This is a genomic window from Paenibacillus sp. BSR1-1, from assembly GCF_030403775.1.
Classification (GTDB): domain Bacteria; phylum Bacillota; class Bacilli; order Bacillales; family Cytobacillaceae; genus Neobacillus.
In genome coordinates this window covers 87,451-104,557 of the sequence record NZ_JAQMWQ010000020.1, presented here as the reverse complement: position 1 = coordinate 104,557, position 17,107 = coordinate 87,451, and the positions used below count along the sequence as shown (strand labels likewise).

19 protein-coding genes are annotated in these 17,107 nt (G+C 38.8%); 4 read left to right on the top strand and 15 right to left on the bottom strand.

Annotation, left to right across the window (positions count from 1 at the left end; all coding sequences use genetic code 11):
* On the bottom strand, positions 1 to 276 hold a 276-nt coding region (locus tag PH210_RS22695; RefSeq protein ID WP_289988632.1), incomplete at its 3' end, for a hypothetical protein.
* Between the two features lie 94 nt (positions 277 to 370).
* Here PH210_RS22695 and PH210_RS22690 point away from each other — a divergent pair.
* Positions 371 to 1,576: a C40 family peptidase gene (locus PH210_RS22690; protein ID WP_289988631.1), complete on the top strand. Its 1,206-nt coding sequence runs from the start codon at positions 371 to 373 to the stop codon at positions 1,574 to 1,576.
* A 601-nt stretch (positions 1,577 to 2,177) separates the two neighbouring features.
* On the opposite strand, the gene PH210_RS22680 is transcribed toward PH210_RS22690, so the two are convergent.
* From PH210_RS22680 to PH210_RS22635, 10 genes are all read right to left on the bottom strand, one after another.
* Positions 2,178 to 2,321 (bottom strand): hypothetical protein, encoded by a 144-nt coding sequence (locus tag PH210_RS22680; protein ID WP_289988629.1) that lies wholly within the window; start codon positions 2,319 to 2,321, stop codon positions 2,178 to 2,180.
* Between the two features lie 99 nt (positions 2,322 to 2,420).
* Positions 2,421 to 2,702 carry a hypothetical protein gene (locus PH210_RS22675; RefSeq protein ID WP_289988628.1) on the bottom strand — a complete coding sequence of 94 codons (282 nt, stop codon included), beginning with the start codon at positions 2,700 to 2,702 and terminating at the stop codon, positions 2,421 to 2,423.
* 278 nt (positions 2,703 to 2,980) lie between these two features.
* Entirely contained in the window at positions 2,981 to 3,778 is a 798-nt protein-coding gene (bacA, locus tag PH210_RS22670; RefSeq protein ID WP_289988627.1) for an undecaprenyl-diphosphate phosphatase, read from the bottom strand.
* Between the two features lie 259 nt (positions 3,779 to 4,037).
* On the bottom strand, positions 4,038 to 4,349 hold the full coding sequence (locus PH210_RS22665; protein ID WP_289988626.1) for a hypothetical protein: 312 nt from the start codon (positions 4,347 to 4,349) through the stop codon (positions 4,038 to 4,040).
* A gap of 185 nt (positions 4,350 to 4,534) precedes the next feature.
* The gene (locus PH210_RS22660; protein ID WP_289988625.1) at positions 4,535 to 5,434 is read right to left on the bottom strand and encodes a VanW family protein; all 900 of its coding nucleotides are present in this window, start codon (positions 5,432 to 5,434) and stop codon (positions 4,535 to 4,537) included.
* A gap of 270 nt (positions 5,435 to 5,704) precedes the next feature.
* Complete coding sequence (locus tag PH210_RS22655) at positions 5,705 to 6,451, bottom strand: COG4705 family protein (protein ID WP_289988641.1); 747 nt, start codon at positions 6,449 to 6,451, stop codon at positions 5,705 to 5,707.
* Positions 6,452 to 6,531: 80 nt separating this feature from the next.
* Entirely contained in the window at positions 6,532 to 7,128 is a 597-nt protein-coding gene (gene uptA, locus PH210_RS22650; protein WP_289988624.1) for an undecaprenyl phosphate transporter UptA, read from the bottom strand.
* Positions 7,129 to 7,151: 23 nt separating this feature from the next.
* Positions 7,152 to 7,841, bottom strand: coding sequence for a polysaccharide deacetylase family protein (locus tag PH210_RS22645; RefSeq protein WP_289988623.1), 690 nt, complete (start codon positions 7,839 to 7,841; stop codon positions 7,152 to 7,154).
* A 14-nt stretch (positions 7,842 to 7,855) separates the two neighbouring features.
* Positions 7,856 to 8,524 carry a TVP38/TMEM64 family protein gene (locus PH210_RS22640; RefSeq protein ID WP_289988622.1) on the bottom strand — a complete coding sequence of 223 codons (669 nt, stop codon included), beginning with the start codon at positions 8,522 to 8,524 and terminating at the stop codon, positions 7,856 to 7,858.
* Between the two features lie 11 nt (positions 8,525 to 8,535).
* Positions 8,536 to 9,696 carry an MGDG synthase family glycosyltransferase gene (locus tag PH210_RS22635; protein ID WP_289988621.1) on the bottom strand — a complete coding sequence of 387 codons (1,161 nt, stop codon included), beginning with the start codon at positions 9,694 to 9,696 and terminating at the stop codon, positions 8,536 to 8,538.
* Between the two features lie 327 nt (positions 9,697 to 10,023).
* Here PH210_RS22635 and PH210_RS22630 point away from each other — a divergent pair, with 327 nt between their 5' ends.
* Together PH210_RS22630 and PH210_RS22625 are read left to right on the top strand one after the other, a co-directional pair.
* A complete protein-coding gene (locus PH210_RS22630; RefSeq protein ID WP_289988620.1) occupies positions 10,024 to 10,743 on the top strand; it encodes a response regulator transcription factor in 720 nt (239 codons plus the stop codon).
* Positions 10,733 to 12,313: a sensor histidine kinase gene (locus PH210_RS22625; RefSeq protein ID WP_289988619.1), complete on the top strand. Its 1,581-nt coding sequence runs from the start codon at positions 10,733 to 10,735 to the stop codon at positions 12,311 to 12,313. The genes PH210_RS22630 and PH210_RS22625 overlap by 11 nt, the downstream gene beginning before the upstream one ends.
* Before the next feature lie 43 nt (positions 12,314 to 12,356).
* On the opposite strand, the gene PH210_RS22620 is transcribed toward PH210_RS22625, so the two are convergent.
* The 4 genes from PH210_RS22620 to PH210_RS22605 all read right to left on the bottom strand — a co-directional run bounded on the left by PH210_RS22620 (position 12,357) and on the right by PH210_RS22605 (position 15,876).
* A complete protein-coding gene (locus tag PH210_RS22620) occupies positions 12,357 to 12,521 on the bottom strand; it encodes a FeoB-associated Cys-rich membrane protein (RefSeq protein WP_289988618.1) in 165 nt (54 codons plus the stop codon).
* A gap of 17 nt (positions 12,522 to 12,538) precedes the next feature.
* Positions 12,539 to 14,548 (bottom strand): ferrous iron transport protein B, encoded by a 2,010-nt coding sequence (gene feoB, locus PH210_RS22615; RefSeq protein ID WP_289988617.1) that lies wholly within the window; start codon positions 14,546 to 14,548, stop codon positions 12,539 to 12,541.
* Positions 14,549 to 14,551: 3 nt separating this feature from the next.
* A complete protein-coding gene (locus PH210_RS22610; RefSeq protein WP_289988616.1) occupies positions 14,552 to 14,773 on the bottom strand; it encodes a FeoA family protein in 222 nt (73 codons plus the stop codon).
* Positions 14,774 to 14,940: 167 nt separating this feature from the next.
* Positions 14,941 to 15,876: a hypothetical protein gene (locus PH210_RS22605; protein WP_289988615.1), complete on the bottom strand. Its 936-nt coding sequence runs from the start codon at positions 15,874 to 15,876 to the stop codon at positions 14,941 to 14,943.
* Positions 15,877 to 16,082: 206 nt separating this feature from the next.
* Between PH210_RS22605 and PH210_RS22600 the strand changes: the two genes are divergently transcribed.
* A complete protein-coding gene (locus tag PH210_RS22600; RefSeq protein ID WP_289988614.1) occupies positions 16,083 to 17,087 on the top strand; it encodes a DUF3231 family protein in 1,005 nt (334 codons plus the stop codon).
* Positions 17,088 to 17,107: the final 20 nt, after the last annotated feature.

Below are 17,107 nucleotides of genomic sequence, written 5' to 3'. Positions count from 1 at the left end.
ACATATCCGGGAAGGGCTGTCAAAGTGAAAAGCCTTTGACAGCCCTTCCCGGATATGTAGATAAAAAGCCATGGAAGTTTCGCCCAAAAAAATGAAAGGGTATGGATAAAGATCATAAAAGGTAGAGCTGAAAACAATTGCTTTTGATTTTACACAATAATCAGGACTTGACTGAATTCCGCGAAATTTTAATTTGATTCCGCAAATCAGGACAGGGATTCCGCCGTACAGAACTAGAATTCCGCAAATAACTCTATTATTTCCGCAAAAATCCATCTTTAGCGCCACTTTTTAGCAAATTTTTCCCGAAATACTAGAAAACTATGGTAAAATATTAAGAAAAAAGGGATAAAGAGGTGATTTTTACAAGATGAAGAAAACGATTATTCGTACGCTGTCGACAGCAGCGCTTTTTTCGACGCTTTTTGCTGGATCCGCCCTCGCCGATACATACAAAGTTCAAAAAGGTGACACCTTATCAAAAATTGCCTCGAAGTATAATACGAGTGTTCAAGATATCAAGACTCTGAACGGCCTGAAATCTGATAATATCTATGAAAATCAAACTCTCATCATTTCCGCTGAGCCCCAGGCACCACAGACGACCACTTACACCGTAGTCAAAGGCGACGCTCTCATTAAAATCGCCAACCGTTATAACGTCACGGTCGGTGAGCTGAAGCAATGGAACAACCTGGATAGCAATATCATTTATGTTGGACAAGTCCTGAAGGTTTCGGCTCCGAAACAAACAACGGCTGCACCGAAGCCAGCCACACCATCACCGACACCTGCACCAGTGCCGCAGACGTCCACCACGACAACCAGCGAATATACCGTTAAGAGCGGCGACAGCTTGAGTAAAATTGGTGTGCAATTCGGCATGACGGTTGCCCAGTTAAAAACATTGAATAACTTGAAATCTGACATGATTTATGTCGGGCAAAAACTGAAGGTCACAGCGGCGCAAACATCCACGACGACACCACCGGCAACGAAGCCAGCCACACCTGCTCCAACGACACCTGCACCATCAACCGTCTCCGAGTATACCGTCAAAAGCGGTGATACGCTTGGAAAAATTGCCGAGCAGTTTAACATGACGGTTGAGAATTTGAAGTCGCTAAATGGGTTGACCTCTAACATGATATATGTCGGGCAGAAGCTGAAGGTATCGGGCCAGCAGCCTAGTACCACTACACAACAGCCAACTGATTTTGCGGCAAAGATGGTTTCGACTGCAAAAAGTTTGATCGGAACGCCTTATGTATGGGGCGGCAGCTCTCTCTCCGGATTTGACTGCAGCGGGTTCATTTATTATGTGGCGAACCAGGCGGGCATGAAGATCGGCCGTTATTCCGCTGATGGATACTACAGCCGTGCTTACTATGTGACCCAGCCAAAACCAGGCGACCTCGTCTTTTTCGAAAATACATATAAGCCAGGAATCTCCCATATGGGAATCTACCTTGGCGACAACCAATTTATCCACGCAAGCGACAATGGCGTTGCCATTAGTAATCTAACCAATGCTTATTGGAAACAACATTTTGATGGATTTAAGAGGTTTTACTAACACGAAAAACGCTTGGACAATCAATCCAAGCGTTTTTATCTTTTCATTTTTTCAAACAAATACTGTCCTCCGTATAGTAAGTAGGCTTTATAATGCAGGTAGATAAAAAACTGAAAATGATTTAACCGATTCAGCCGAGCTATTTTCATTTTTTTTAAAATTTCAGCGAAAAGAAAAGCAAAGAGTCCATCAGAAATCACGTTAAGCAGCACAAACTTTTTAAAGTTTCCGTACGAATATTTAAGTATCCACATAGATAACGGCATATATGGTCCGATGGCGAAAGGAAGCTCGTCCCTGAGGAATGATTTTCGTTTTTCGTAAAACTTCCACCAATTCCGCTTGTGGCCATACATATGATTGAGGATCTCAAATAAAACGATAAAAACGCCCGCAAACGAATAACGTTTTATACTTCGTTTTCCGATAAATAACAACGATAACCATGGTATCAAAATTAGAAAGAGATTAAATCTTTTGTGCCTCCTAGTTGCCATAAGCGAGTTTCACCCCAACCAACAGTTTATTCGCTTTTGTTATCGTGTCCAAAAATGCCAAAATAATCCTTTATAAAATAAAAAGTTGCCTATGATAGGCAGCTTTATTTTTCTGAAATATAGGAAATAACTCTCTCAAAGACATCTAACTGGTCTGAAACAAGAAATGCAGGTAAAAGCATCATAGCAAGAAAAACCACAAGATTCGAACCTATCCCTATTTTAATAAAGCTTTTTGTAAACTTCATAATAGTCCCTTCTTAGTCATAGTAATATTACATACTATGCTGATATATCGAAAAGGATTGGATAAGTTACTCATAAAAACATAAAAAAGCTATTTAGTTTTACTTTTTCTTTTTGAACGCCAATAAGGTAAGAATTATTGCCACTAAAACAAATATATAAATGGGAGTCATCCAAATAAAGTAAATAGAGCCGGGCATGGAATGACCAAATTTATCTTGGATAAATCCAGTATCAATAGTGATGGAATTCCAATGAATACTAACCGGATTTTCAGCATTAACAGAGAGTTTATATAGATACAATGTTTTGTGGGTGACACGAAATACAACATATAGTAAGCTGGCCATTAACAATATATTAGCGATTAATAATTTTTTCATAGTAATACCTCCTTCAGTATTACATATGAAATTATTGGGACAAAAAGTATCTCAAATTTACAAAGGCACCATGCCAATGAAAACCGATCCTCCTACGTCCCCGCTTTACGGATAAAGCCTTTCCCTTTTTCCCATGTACTTCTCCATAAGGTTAACGCTTAAGGAACCCGATATAAAGGCTGCTCAATCGATTTATATTAAAATTTAATGTCCATAATTAGAAAAAAAAAAACAGTCCCCCTTAATGCGCAGGGACTGGCTTACTTCAACTTTCTATCCTATAGAATGACAAAAATATAGAATAGGGCGGCCAAGACGATTCGGTAATAAGCAAAAACCGTTAGGCCGATTTTCCCTAAAATTTTAAGAAACAGGACGGCTACAAACATGGCTACCACAAAGGCTGTGATAAAGCCAATAGCGAACAATGGAAAGTCGCTTGCCTGTAATATGTCTAAATTCTTTATAAAATCCAAACCTGTTGCCCCAACCATAATCGGAAGGGCAATTAAAAAGGAAAATTCAGCGGCTGTTTTATGATTGGCGCCGGCTAGCAACCCGCCTGATATCGTCGATCCAGCACGGGAAAAACCAGGGATAACCGCCAAGCATTGAAATAGCCCAATGGTTAAAGCTTGTTTATAGCTCAATTCATCCACATTGTCAGCAGTGAAGACTCTGTGTTTTTTTTCTGCAAAAATCATCAAAATCGCTCCAGCAACAAGGCTGACAACGACAACCTTGGGTGAAAAAAGCTGTGTTTTAATGAAATCATGCAGCAACAGCCCCGCCAAAGCAGCCGGAATGACTCCTAATATGATATGTACAACATCTAATTTCTTCTCTGGTTTTCCAATCGTTTTGAAATTTAATAGTGAAAGATATCTTTTCCAATATAAGACTAAAATAGCAAGCATCGATCCAAGTTGTATTATGACCTCAAAAGTATTCGCCTTTTGTCCGGTAAATCCTAACAAACTTCCTACTAATATCAAGTGACCTGTAGAAGAAACAGGGAGATATTCTGTCAATCCCTCCACTATTCCCAAAATAAAAGCTATGATGTGTTCGTTCATGTTTTCAATTCCCTTCATTTGCTCCTTGGTTTGTATTCAAGGACACACAGCTCAGCTTTCTAAAGAGGAGAAAAAATGTGATGTCTCTCTATTTGGAAGTATAGTCTTAATAATTTAATGATTTCAAGTCACAACTATTAATTTACACTAGTTTAACATTCTCTCTTTGTTCAGTTTAGGTGAATCCAACATTCCTAGGATCATGAAAAATAAAATTGAGAGCGGAAAATTATAGAGGCAAGTACCAAAAAGTGCTTACCTAATTAATCTCATCCAGAGAAATAATTCTATGCTTTAACTCCTTATTCGAATCTAAATAGCCTATTACAATTTGATTATCTTCTGTTATTGTTACATATCTAAAATGTTCATCCCCATTGATAAGGAAAGATGATTCCTGTTTTGCCTCCAACTTAGCAAAGACATCATCAGTGTAATCCAGTGGTAGAAAATCATCTAATCCTTCAGTTGGTTGACCAACCCATTGGAACAGGAAATCTTTGATTGCAAATTGCTCAATCATCGATAAATTTTTCTTGAATTTTAGTTTATTCACCAATACTGTTTTCAACTTAATCACTCCTCAGATAGTAAAAATAGTTTATAATTTAAAATACCTAACTACAACGATATTACTGTGACATAATATTTACATTTTGATTTCGTGTTAACGAAAATACGGGCTCACTGTATCAAAACCTTTTTGTTATTGTGCCAACGGTCAGGTTAATGAAAAATGAAAAATCCCCAAAGTATTTACTTTGGGGGATGTTTTTGATATGGAAGATACGGTACTTTTTTAGGCGAATAAGTAATTACATCTGAAGAATAGATTTCAACTTTTAATTTGTTTTCTAACGATTTTGCGAGAATGAGTATAGGTTGTTTGTATTCATTTTTAAAAATTAAATCTGGACCATTCCAACTAACAGTGGCATCCCGCTTTGGTGGAACGTATGAAACCTCTCTACTATGTGAATAACGCTTAACTACTTTTAAACCTGCATTATCTACTGCATTAAAAAGGGTAGATGAGACTTGACAAATTCCACCGCCAAAGTCTTCTGAATATTCCCCTTTAACGATAACAGTAGCAGGCATATATCCTTTTCCTGCTGTTCTTTCTCCAACAACATTATTAAAGGAAAATATTTCTCCTGGAAAAAGCACGAAATTATTAATGGCGTTTGCAGCAAGATATATATTGTTATTTCTTTCCTTGTTATTCGAATTGAAGAATGTTATATATTCCCCAATTTTTTCACCTCGAATATTTCCAAGTAATTCACTGTCAACCCTTGGATAAATGGCTGCTAAGGGTACTTCTAAATTAGAGGAACCATTATTAAAATAATAAGAAAAAATATTTTCTGTGAAAACTTGGCGGTTTAAACGGTAACCGACTTGTTCTGGTATAATATTTCCGTTTTTATCAATAATTGCATTTTTAGGATTTTTAGTAACATACAGATCTATTTCATCCATAAATTTATTTAACTTTTCAGTATCCAAAATGGGTAATATAGGAAAGTTCATCGAAAAGTAAGTTGGGGTGTGAACTGGTATAGGTTGACTGTTGTTAGTGATTACTAAACTTCCTGGCACATTCATTTGTTGAGATAAAATTACTAGCCCAAATAACCAACTGAAATTCATATGCTTAATACCTCCTTAATCTAATTATGAGTTAAAATGTCCATTTCATGTATTGTAGCTATTTTTTATTACGATCAATTTTGGAAGGAATCCTTTACATCAAAGAATATGAAGAATCGTACATAAGTACCGGGGCAGGTTACCAGAAAAAGGATTTATATTGAACAACTTTTTGAAGCTGAATAAAGGTTGAATTAAAAAACAAAACCATCCTATTGGGGATGGTTAAGGTACACAATTTTTATGAACGTTAAAATACTTAGATCCTTGTTAGATAGCAAGCGGGCTCTGGTCTCTTTTTGTTTTTGTCAGATACATAACCAAACATAGAATCACCACAAGGAAGATAATGCTTGTTCCTGTTGTCCCTAAACCAAGGCCGCCATTATGACGTGATTGCGATAGATAGTCACCCACGGATGCCCCAAAAGGACGAGTTAAAATGTAGGCGATCCAGAATGCAAGGACCGAATTCAATTTGAAAAGATAGTGTGCAATGGTTACAATTCCAATTATGGCTGCAAACATGAGTGCAGAATTTAAATAACCAAGGTTAAGACCTTCAGAAATCCAGTCACCTGCTGCTGTCCCCAATGCAAAGGTAAACAGAATGGCCAACCAATAAAATGCTTCTCTTTTAGCCGAATAGATTGAATGAATGGACAATGTTCTTTCACTTATATACCATGTCAAAAAAGAGAAGGCCATTAATACAAAAAAGATTCCGGTTGTGATATTTAACGGCACCCCTAAATTATCGGCTAGATTATCCGAACCCAGTGTTCCTACAACACTTATTAAAACTACCGCAAGCCAGTAAAGGCTTGGTACGTACCTCTTTGTCCTAAACTGGAAGAACAGGGCTATGATTAAGAGAACACTCATGAAAATGGTGGTGTTCGTAAGCCCGAAATTTAAGTTATCATTTAAAAAGTCCGCTGCCGTTTCTCCGACTGTCGTTGCCATGATCTTAATAATCCAAAAGAATATGGTAACTTGAGGAACCTTACTTAACATGTTTTGTCTGTTTGTTTGAATCAAGTTTTCAGCCAATGCACCCATCTCCTCTATCATTTAATTAGGATATAAACATCCCATTATCGCTTTACTTTTTTTCTCTTCCTATTAATGGCAAGATAAATCAGAGTAATAATTACGGCTATAAAAATCACCGGTGTAACGTAGGGCTTGGCAGCACTATTGATCTGATCCCATCTCGTACCCAAGTTCATTCCAAGGTAAATGAAGAGAATGGACCATGGAATAATAGCCAGGACTGTATAAAGGCTGAATTTGGTAAAGGACATTTTCGCAATACCTGCTGGAATGGAAATAGCATGTCTAACCACAGGGATAAATCGAGCTGTAAAAATAACCCCAGAGCCATATTTACTAAACCATTGTTGGGCAACATCCATATGGGATGGGCGGATTAAGAGGTACTTTCCGAATTTATCCATAAATGGTCTACCGCCATATTTTCCGATCCAATATAAAAACCATTGGGCGGCAATTCCCCCGATTGTACCTGCAACAACTGTTCCCATAAATGAGATTTTCCCGATTGATATTAAGTAGCCCCCGTAGGCCAAAACTATTTCACTCGGGATGACTTCAACCATTAAACCTAATGCAATTCCTAAATAGCCCAAATTTGAAAGCATATCAAAAATGGTTTGAATAAAATGTGACATTTCAAAAAAACCTGCCTTTTTTATTACAATTCATCCATCCTTACACAAGACATCCCCCGGCTTGATAGTTCTTTAAAGACGTCTTTTAATGCATTGATGGTATTCATCGGAGCCTCTTCATCCGCTCCAGGGGTTTCTCCACAATCATGCAGGAGGATGATATCCCCGTTTTTTATGTTGCCTAGCAGCCTTTTTTTCACCTTCTCGCTGCCGCCTTTACTGCGCCAATCCTCTGCCATTACCGACCAGTGGATGATTTTGTACTGTTTCATTAGCAGAAAATCAAATAGCGTTAATAAGCCCCATGGCGGACGATAGTAGATTGGGCGTTCTCCTGTGATTCTTTCAATAATGGACGCAGTTTTCCGTAAATGTCTTCGAAGCGTCCAAGGGGCAAGAATCCAATTGGATTTGTGGACGTAATTATGCATGCCGATTAGATGTCCCTCGGCATGCATTCTTGCGAGTAACTCTGGGTATTTTTCTGCTTTAGAACCCACAACAAAAAAGGTTGCTTTTATCTTATTTATTTTTAACAAATCCAATAGCTGCGGCGTATAGATTGGATTTGGACCGTCATCAAAAGTAAAGGCTATTTTTTCAGAAGAGGCTTTCCGCTTTAATGCCCCGATACCGAAAACAGCAGTGAGGATAAAGGGAACCAGCCAGTACAATGCCAGCAATACCAACACGATCATGATAATCTTAACCATTTCCTGCACTCCCCCTAATCCATTTTTTTGCGAAGGACGATGCTTAAAATCGATGACAAAATAAAAAGGGCACCGCCAATCATAAACGGTAAGAATTTCCCATGACGCAATCCTGCAAATAAGCTGCTTACCGATATGGTATAAGGCAGGATCCCTAAGGCCGTCGTCCAGATAAAAGCCTTTCTGTTCGCTCCTAAGATACCTGCCGCATAGTTAATGAAATGGTACGGAACTAACGGGACAAAGCGGATGATCAAAAGTCCGATATCTCCTCGTTTTTGCAGCCAGCGATCGATTTTTTCCAAATAGGGTTTGGCCAATGGTTCAATCAGCGGACGAGCAATCCATTTGGATAGGTGATATGCCAGGACTGCCCCGAGAATCCCGCCTATCCAGGAATAGAGTCCACCGGCGACGGGACCGTATATTTCGATCAGAAAGATAGAAACAAATTCGCCAGGTGCAGGGATGACATTGACAACGGTTTGAATCATGATTCCTAATAAAATCCCGAACACACCTAAATGGCGAATGGAATCCAGCCATATTTTTGCCGTACCTGTATGAAGTAAATATACATAAAGTCCAGTTAGAGCTAAGAATATCAGCAAACTTCCAATCGATAGTGAGCGAGCTGCCGGAGACTTTTTAACCTTGTATGATTCGTTCATTACATTCTCCATCTTTCACCTTCTCATTGCCCTATTGATAAGATATGGGCGGTGACTGGCACTTGAATCAATACTTCTACTGATGCAAAGGCGGATTCTTTAGGGTGGAATTGTTTTGCGTTCTCTTTCATTTGTTGAAGCAGATTTGGATTGCTCAGTATTTTGGATAATTGATTGGTTAAATCACGATCAGTTGTGGCTTGAATCGCTACTCCGGTTCGGACTAGAAACTTGGCATTATCCTCTTCCTGACCAGGAATTGGTTTATAAAGGAGCATCGGCAATTCCATGGCAATCGCTTCAAATGTGGTGACTCCTCCAGGCTTCGTAATCATCAGGTCGGAAATGGCCATTAACTCGTGAACATAATTTATATATCCGGTAAGATGAATGCGATGCTTGGAGTCCTTTAGCTTTTCTTTCAATTGCGTGCGCAGTTTTTCATTATGGCCGCACACAATAATCAATTGGACAGGGTTTGGTAATTCTTCAAATCCCTTAATGGTGGAACTGCCATCCCCAATCAAGCCGCAGCCGCCTCCCATTACTAACACAGTTGGCATTTGGGGATCTAACCCATACTTCTCGCAGATTTCCTCTCGGTGAAAGGATTGAGAAAATTGCTGGCGGATCGGAATTCCTGTATTGGCAATTCGATTCTCTTCTACGCCCCTGTTAATCAGAGCATCACGGACAGCATTTGAGCCGACGATATATTGATCGGTAAAAGGATAAATCCAGCAGCTATGATCGGTATGATCCGTAATGGTTGTGACAGTCGGAACATTGGTTAAACCATAGGATTTTAACTTGGACATCACAGCGGCTGCTAATGGAAAGGTACTAACGACGACCGACGGCTGCACTTCTTCAATCAATTTTTTCATTCGTCCGAGCCCCGTAGACAAAACCGTCTTCATCACTTTTGAAAACCTGTTCGCTCTCCGTGTTTTTTGATAAATATAGCCATATACTTGTGGGAATTTTTTCACTCCTTGCAGATAAAGGAAACGGCTTACTTGATTTGAATACGGATGAACCCACTCCATAAAATCGAAAATGACCGGTTCTAGGGCAGGAAATCGAATTTGGATCGCTTCATGCATGGCATTGGCCACTTGAATATGACCATCTCCATAATTACCGGTTAAAATTAAAACTTTTTCTTTATTGACTACCTTCATCGATCTCCACTCCTTTAATTTGTTTCTGTGACACTTATCTATGTGTTTTCGGGTGCCCACCTAAACCAGTGGGCCATCTCGATCAATAATTTTTGAAAAATAAACATGCGGGAACTACGATTTGATAAACATAATGAATGAGAAAGCTTTCGAAGCCCCCTCGTCTGTCTTCCTGTATATTACAAAAAACTTCTTAAGGAAAAATGCCCTTCTTTCTGAAGATTTTCTTAATACTTAAAAGAGAACTTCAGAAAAACTTCAGAAATTCTATTGTTTTTTCTTAAGAGGAGTAGAGTAAACTTTAGGCATTAGAAAGGAGAGGTATCAATGTCACAAGAAACCATTCTAATCATTGACGATGAAAAGGAAATTCGCGATTTAATCGGGATTTATCTTACTAATGAGGGATATAACGTACTGAAAGCAGCAGACGGAATAGAGGGGTTACAATACCTGGAGGAAAATACAGTTCATTTAGTGGTTTTAGACATCATGATGCCGCGCCTGGATGGCATTCAAGCCTGTCTAAAAATCAGGGAAAACAGAAATGTCCCTATTATTATGCTGTCTGCGAAATCGCAGGATATGGATAAAATCATGGGGTTAACCACCGGGGCGGATGATTATGTCACCAAACCGTTTCAGCCTTTGGAATTAGTGGCCAGAATCAAGTCACAGCTCCGTCGTTATCTCCGTTTAAATCAGACAGATGGGGCACTGCAGCAGCAGCATCCTGTCGAACAGATGGATGTCATTACGATAGATGAGCTGTTCATCAACATTTCTACGCATGAGGTGATCGTTGAAGGGAAAGATATAAAGCTAACACCACGGGAATTTGCCATTTTAGAACTTTTGGCGCGGAACCCAGGTGTTGTGTTCAGCACGGAAAAAATCTATGAACGGGTATGGAATGAACCCTTTTATGAATCAGAAAACACGGTCATGGTTCATATCCGTAACTTGCGCGAGAAACTTGAGAATAACCCGCGGAACCCTCGGTATATAAAGACAGTTTGGGGGGTCGGCTATAAAATTGAACAATGAGAAACGGCCTCCGGCTGGCAGTTATTTTAAAAAGCCGGGCCATCTAGTGAAGACAAGCATTCGCATTCAGGTGATTTTAGCCTTTGCCTTTTGTATTCTCGTTTCCGTGCTTGTCGGATTTGTCTCAAGCCCCTTCTTTGTTAGTAAAGATAAGCGATTTGATTTTACAGAAGGAATAGTCACCATCGACGAAAGTGCACGAGAATTGGTTAGACAATTTAAGCAAATGAATCAAGATATTAACGGGCTTGTCATTGAACTGGGGGACGAGAACCCTGATTTTAAAAATAAGTTTCTCAACCGCAGTGGCGGCGGGGAGCGGCTATCTGTTCCAAACGGAAACGCTTCGTTCTATCATTTGACCAAAAAGGAATTAATCGATTACTTAATCAATACGCCTAAACAAGAAAACAATCTCAACGCAGTCATTACCGATTTGGATGGGAAGATATTATATAAATCAACAGGTGTGAGTGATACACAAGTAGACCTTCCACTTGAGATCAAAAATGCGAACAAGACTTTCATTGGTAAGGAACATGATGAGAATTCCACGGTTACAAGGCTTTATCCCATAACCCTTGATGGAAATAAGAACTATATTATTGTAAGCGGTATTCCTAAATCCACTGCTTATTATGAGGAAGAAACCGGCGTTACTCCCTATCTTCTTGGACTTGTTACGTTTATTCTTTGTTTCTATTTGATAACCAAACGAAAAATGAAAGAAATTGAGGAGCTCGCTTTAGGGCTCATGGAAATAGCGAAGGGAAATTTAAACTATAGGATTAGGGAAAAAAGCAAGGATGAGCTTGGTTCACTGGCTGCCAATATCAATTACATGGCTTTTGAATTAAACGAAATGATTGAAAGGCAAAGGCAAACGGAAAAATTAAAGGATGAGCTTATCACCAATGTATCCCATGATTTACGCACACCCTTAACCTCTATCATGGGCTATTTAAGGCTGGTGAAGGATCATCAATTCAAAAATAAAACGCAATTAGATGAATACGTGGATATTGCCTACGGGAAATCAGAGCAATTAAAAAAATTGATTGAGGATTTATTTGATTTTACCCGTTTGACTTATGAAGGTGTACAGCTTAAAAAAGAAAAGGTCAGTTTAAACCAAATGCTGAGACAGCTCCTGGATGAACTGGATCCTATCGCACAAGATAACCATGTCAGCTTTATGACCGATCTGCCAAAGGAACAAATCATGATGGCGGTCGATCCGAATCAAATGGTGCGGGCCTTGGAAAATGTGCTAACTAACGCCATCAAATATAGTACCCCGCCTGGTGACATTCATGTCAGCTTAGTTCACATCAAACATGCCGTTCAACTTTCAGTATCCAATCCGTGTCAAACCCTCTCTGAGGAAGAGGTTGCTAGATTATTTGACCGTTTTTATCGAGTCGATCCTTCCCGTTCCTCTAACAAGTCCGGTGCAGGATTAGGATTAGCCATTACCAAAAGTATCATCGAATTGCATCATGGAACTATTGATGTCAGTTACAAAAATCATGTTATTTCCATATCGATTACACTGCCATTCCATGATTAAAAAACAACAGGCCCCATGGTTATCCAACCACGGGGCCTGACCTTTACTTCGAAACAGTGGGTGCGTCTGGAATGGAGCAAGAACTGCTGCAGGATTTATTCATCTCACAAGCCGCACATTTCCCTTGCTTGCTTTTTTTAATATGACGGGCCATCATCCAGCCTGCATAACCAAATATAATGAGACCAATCAATATATTTACGAACATGTGTCAAGCCTTCTTTCTTAAAAGAATAGACCACCAATTTGATAGATTAATATCGAAATGATATAGGCAATAATCAAGGCATAGATAATGGAAATATAAGTCCATTTCTTAGAAGCTGTTTCTTTTCTAATCGTCGCTACTGTTGCTAAGCACGGTACATATAACAGGACAAACGCCATGAAGCTTAAAGCAGAAAGTGCTGAATAATGAGTGCTTAATACGCCTTGCAGCGATACTGCATTCGGAACCTGATAGATAATATTCATAGTAGCCACGACGACTTCTTTTGCAAGGAAGCCGGTGAGCAAGGAAGCACCCGCTTGCCAGGTTCCAAATCCTAATGGTTGAAAAATTGGCGCCAGGACACCGCCAATCATGGCAAGGAAGCTATCGTCCATTTTAACATTTAATCCATGCGGACCTGCATAGGTCAGCAGCCAAATGAAAACGGATCCTCCAAAAATAAACGTTCCCGCTTTTCGGATAAAGCCTTTCCCTTTTTCCCATGTACTTCTCCATAAGGTTAACGCTTGCGGAACCCGGTATGGAGGCAGCTCAATTACAAACACACTTTTTTCTCCTTTTAACAATAAAAAGGAAAACACTCGCGCTACGATCATAGCTACGACAATTCCAAGGACATATAGAGATAAAACCACTAAAGCTTGATATTTTACAAAGAAAGCACCAACGAATAATGCATATACTGGGAGACGTGCGGAGCACGACATTAACGGTGTCAATAAAATCGTTAACAATCTTTCCTTCGGCTGTTCGATGGTCCGCGCTGCCATTACTCCGGGAACATTGCAGCCAAAGCCGATAATCATTGGGATGAACGCTTTCCCATTAAGGCCGATCGATTCCATTATGCGGTCCATTACCATGGCAACCCTGGCCATATAGCCGGAATCCTCAAGGAATGAGATAAAGAAAAACATGATAAAGATTTGCGGGACAAATACGAGCACCCCGCCTACCCCGGCGACAATTCCATCCAGCACTAAATCCTTAATAAAACTAGAAGCGCCAATGGCGGCCAGTCCTTTAGCCAGCCCCTCTGACAACGGACCAGAGAAAAAGGCGTCTAATAGATCCGCCAGCGGTGTGCCCAGCCAATCAAACGTCAGCATGAACATCACATACATAAACGCAAGGAATATTGGCAGGCCAAGGAATTTGTTTGTGACGATGCGATCAATGAATTCCGTCGCAGTTGTTTTATTTAACGAGGTAACCGTCGTGACTTGGTCTAAAATACTAGTAACCTTTTGGTCACGAACATTGTAGATATATTGTCTAATAGAGGGTGCAAGACCAAGCTTTACGAGCTCTTCTTCTGTCTCCCTCTTCATTTGATCAAGCTTATCGGTATGGGCGAAATGTTGATCCAAATAGGTTTTCACTCGTTTATTTCCTTCTAAAAATTGAACCGCCATCCATCTTCTATTCAAGTTAGAATCGTTTGGAAGAATAGTGATGATTTGTTCGATTGCTTTTTCTAAGAATCCATAATCCACATGGAAAACAGGGGTCTGCATTTCTTTTTTGGGATTGGCAATCAGTTCCTTCGATAGTAGGTCACAGCCCTTACCGGACCTGGCAATAATCGGAACAATGCTGACACCTAATAAGTTTTCCAGCTTCTTCTCATCTATTCTCATGCCTCTCGTTTTGGCGACATCGATCATATTGAGACCCACTAAAAGAGACTTGCCAAATTCGATTAATTGAATGGTTAGCTGCAGATTTCGTTTTAGCTGGGAAGCATCTACAATATTCAATATTTTTTCGAATTCCTCTGTTAATAAAAACTCCGTCACCACTTCTTCATCCCTGGAAAGTGGATTTAAGGAATATACTCCAGGCAGATCGATTAGCAGTCCGTTTTGATTACGAAGCTTGCCAACCTTTTTTTCAACTGTTACACCGCTCCAGTTTCCCACATATTCATAGGAGCCTGTTAGATTATTAAAAAGTGATGTTTTCCCTGTGTTAGGGTTTCCAAATAAGGCAAACTGAGACATTGGCTATCTCACTCCTATACATGATGCTTCTCTACGGCGCAGACTGAGACACTGTCCACATACCTCAACCATTACAGGCCCGCCAAAGGGCATTGTCCGTTTTAAACAGACTTCTACTCCTTCGACGAGACCCATATCAATTAACCGTTGCTGAACTAAATCATTTATTTTTGAAATATCCGAAACAATCGCTTTTGTTCCTTGCTTTAAATCCGTTAGATTCATCGCAAAGCCTCCTAGTGTTTACACAACTAATAATGATAATTATTCTCACTAAATTATATCACATCTGCCACAAATATATATTAAAATTATGTGAAAATTTTTTGTCTTCAATTAGGAAAAAACTAGAAAAACAAAGAAAAGCAGCGGACAATCGCTGCTTTTCTACACTATTGCATTAGTTCATTTGAATTCTTCTCAAAAAGTTTCAGTGCTGTGGAAGATATTTCTTTATAATCTTTTTCTAACCATACATTAATGTTAGGCTCATAATCTTTATTAAAAATGCTAGAAGACAAATTCGTAATTATGTTGAAAGAAGCATACGGATGAGGAAAATCAGCGTCATTTTTTGCATCTTTCAGGAATTTCTCTAGAATGAAGTGGTTTTTGGAATAAATAAGTTCTACTAGTTTTGCCCGATATTCTAATTCATAGGACTTCAAACCAGGAAAGTATGTGTAATCATATACATGCTGCGCTTCGTGTTTTAAATAGGACACCTGAAATTGGTCGTCATCTAAGTCTTTATATCGTTTTATATTACAATACAAACCATCTTCGTTTGCCCATCCGCCAACAGATCTATTGTTAAAAGTTGCGTAACCCATCCAGCCATCAAGTATAAAATCTGACATCATATGTACAGATACTGGAATGGATTGATGAGGTATTTCAACATTAAAATGAACTGTTTCGGTACGTTTCCAAATATACGCCCCTCTAAATGGAGGAGTCACTCCACCCAAGAAAGAATAACCCTTTTCAGTAAAAATAGCAGCCAGCTCATTTTCAGTTTCATCGATGTTTAAAGGGGACTCAATTTTTAAAAGTCTTCTTAAACTTTTATTCAAATTTACCTCAGCATTATTGATCACGTCTGCATTTGTTAATACTGTTCGAAAATAATCATAATAAGCTGATACTACATCTCTAATCCAATTATCTTCTGTCAAAATATTTTCATCTGACTTTTGAGAGAAAAATCGCTCTTTGTACATCTGCTGTAATTTTTCAATTTCATTTGTTTTTGGCTGAATGGAATTAAGGTATTCCATTGCTGCATTTATATCACCTTGAAGACAAAGTGAAAAAAATCTATCCATTTATTTCTCCCCTTTTAAAGTAAAGCATTCTCCTCTGATATTTATAAGAACAATTGTACCTTCTTCAATAGTATACTTCATTGTTAATACCATAAAATAATCTCATGTTAGCTGAAAGACATTTTACGGAAATCACAGAATTCTTACAAAGTGTGCGTTGTAGATTAGGGATTAAAATAGAAAGTAATTCAAAGGAGCACATGTTAATGGAATCTGAACACAACACTAGATTGACCGCTGCTGAAGTTACACAAATTTGGTCCGCCTATATGAACTCCAGCATGTGTAAATGTTTGTTTACATACTTCCTAGAAACAGTAGAAGATAGTCAAATACGCTCGGTTATTCAACATGGATTAGAATTAGCGGAAACTCATTTAGACAAATTGTCAGCGTTTTTTCAAAAAGAAGGGTATCCAATACCTTGTGGTTTTAATGTTGAAGAAGATGTAAATATGGCCGCTCCAAGATTATTTTCAGATAGTTTCATGATGCATTTAGTTCATAATATGACTGTAATGGCATTTAGTTTTTATGCTATTGCCAAAACATTCGCTGTTCGTTCAGATATTGATGAGTATTTTGCTGAATGCGTTAAGGAACTGAATGAATTTGATACGAATTCGAAAAATCTTTTGTTATCAAAAGGCTTATACATTCGGTCTCCTTATTTAGTTCCATCAAATGAGGTGCACTTTGTTAAAAGTCCAAATTTTATGTCAGGATTGTTAGGTAATAAAAGACCCTTAACAGCCATTGAAATTACAAATTTGTTTGCAAACTTACAAAAAAACACTTTGGGTCATACAGTAATGATGGCATGGAGTCAGGTGGCTCAATCAAAAGAAGTAAAGAAATTTATGGTAAGGGGAAAGGAAATAGCATTGAAACATACCAAGGTATTTGGTTCCGTGTTAGAAAAAGATCATTTACCTGTTCTAATGTCTTTTGATACTGAAGTAACGGACTCAATAACTGCTCCCATTTCAGATAAAATGATGATGTTTATGGCTACTACTTTAACCGCATTAAGTATTGGATTGTATGGAACAAGTATGGCAACTTGTGCTAGAAAAGACTTGGCTCTCGATTACGTTCGCTTATCCGCAGAAATCGCTTCTTTTGCTGAAGACGGAGCCAAAATAATGATTGAAAATGGCTGGCTCGAGGAACCTCCGCTAGCTTTGGACCGGGATAAACTAGCGGATTAATTACTCTAAGAATAAGTGCT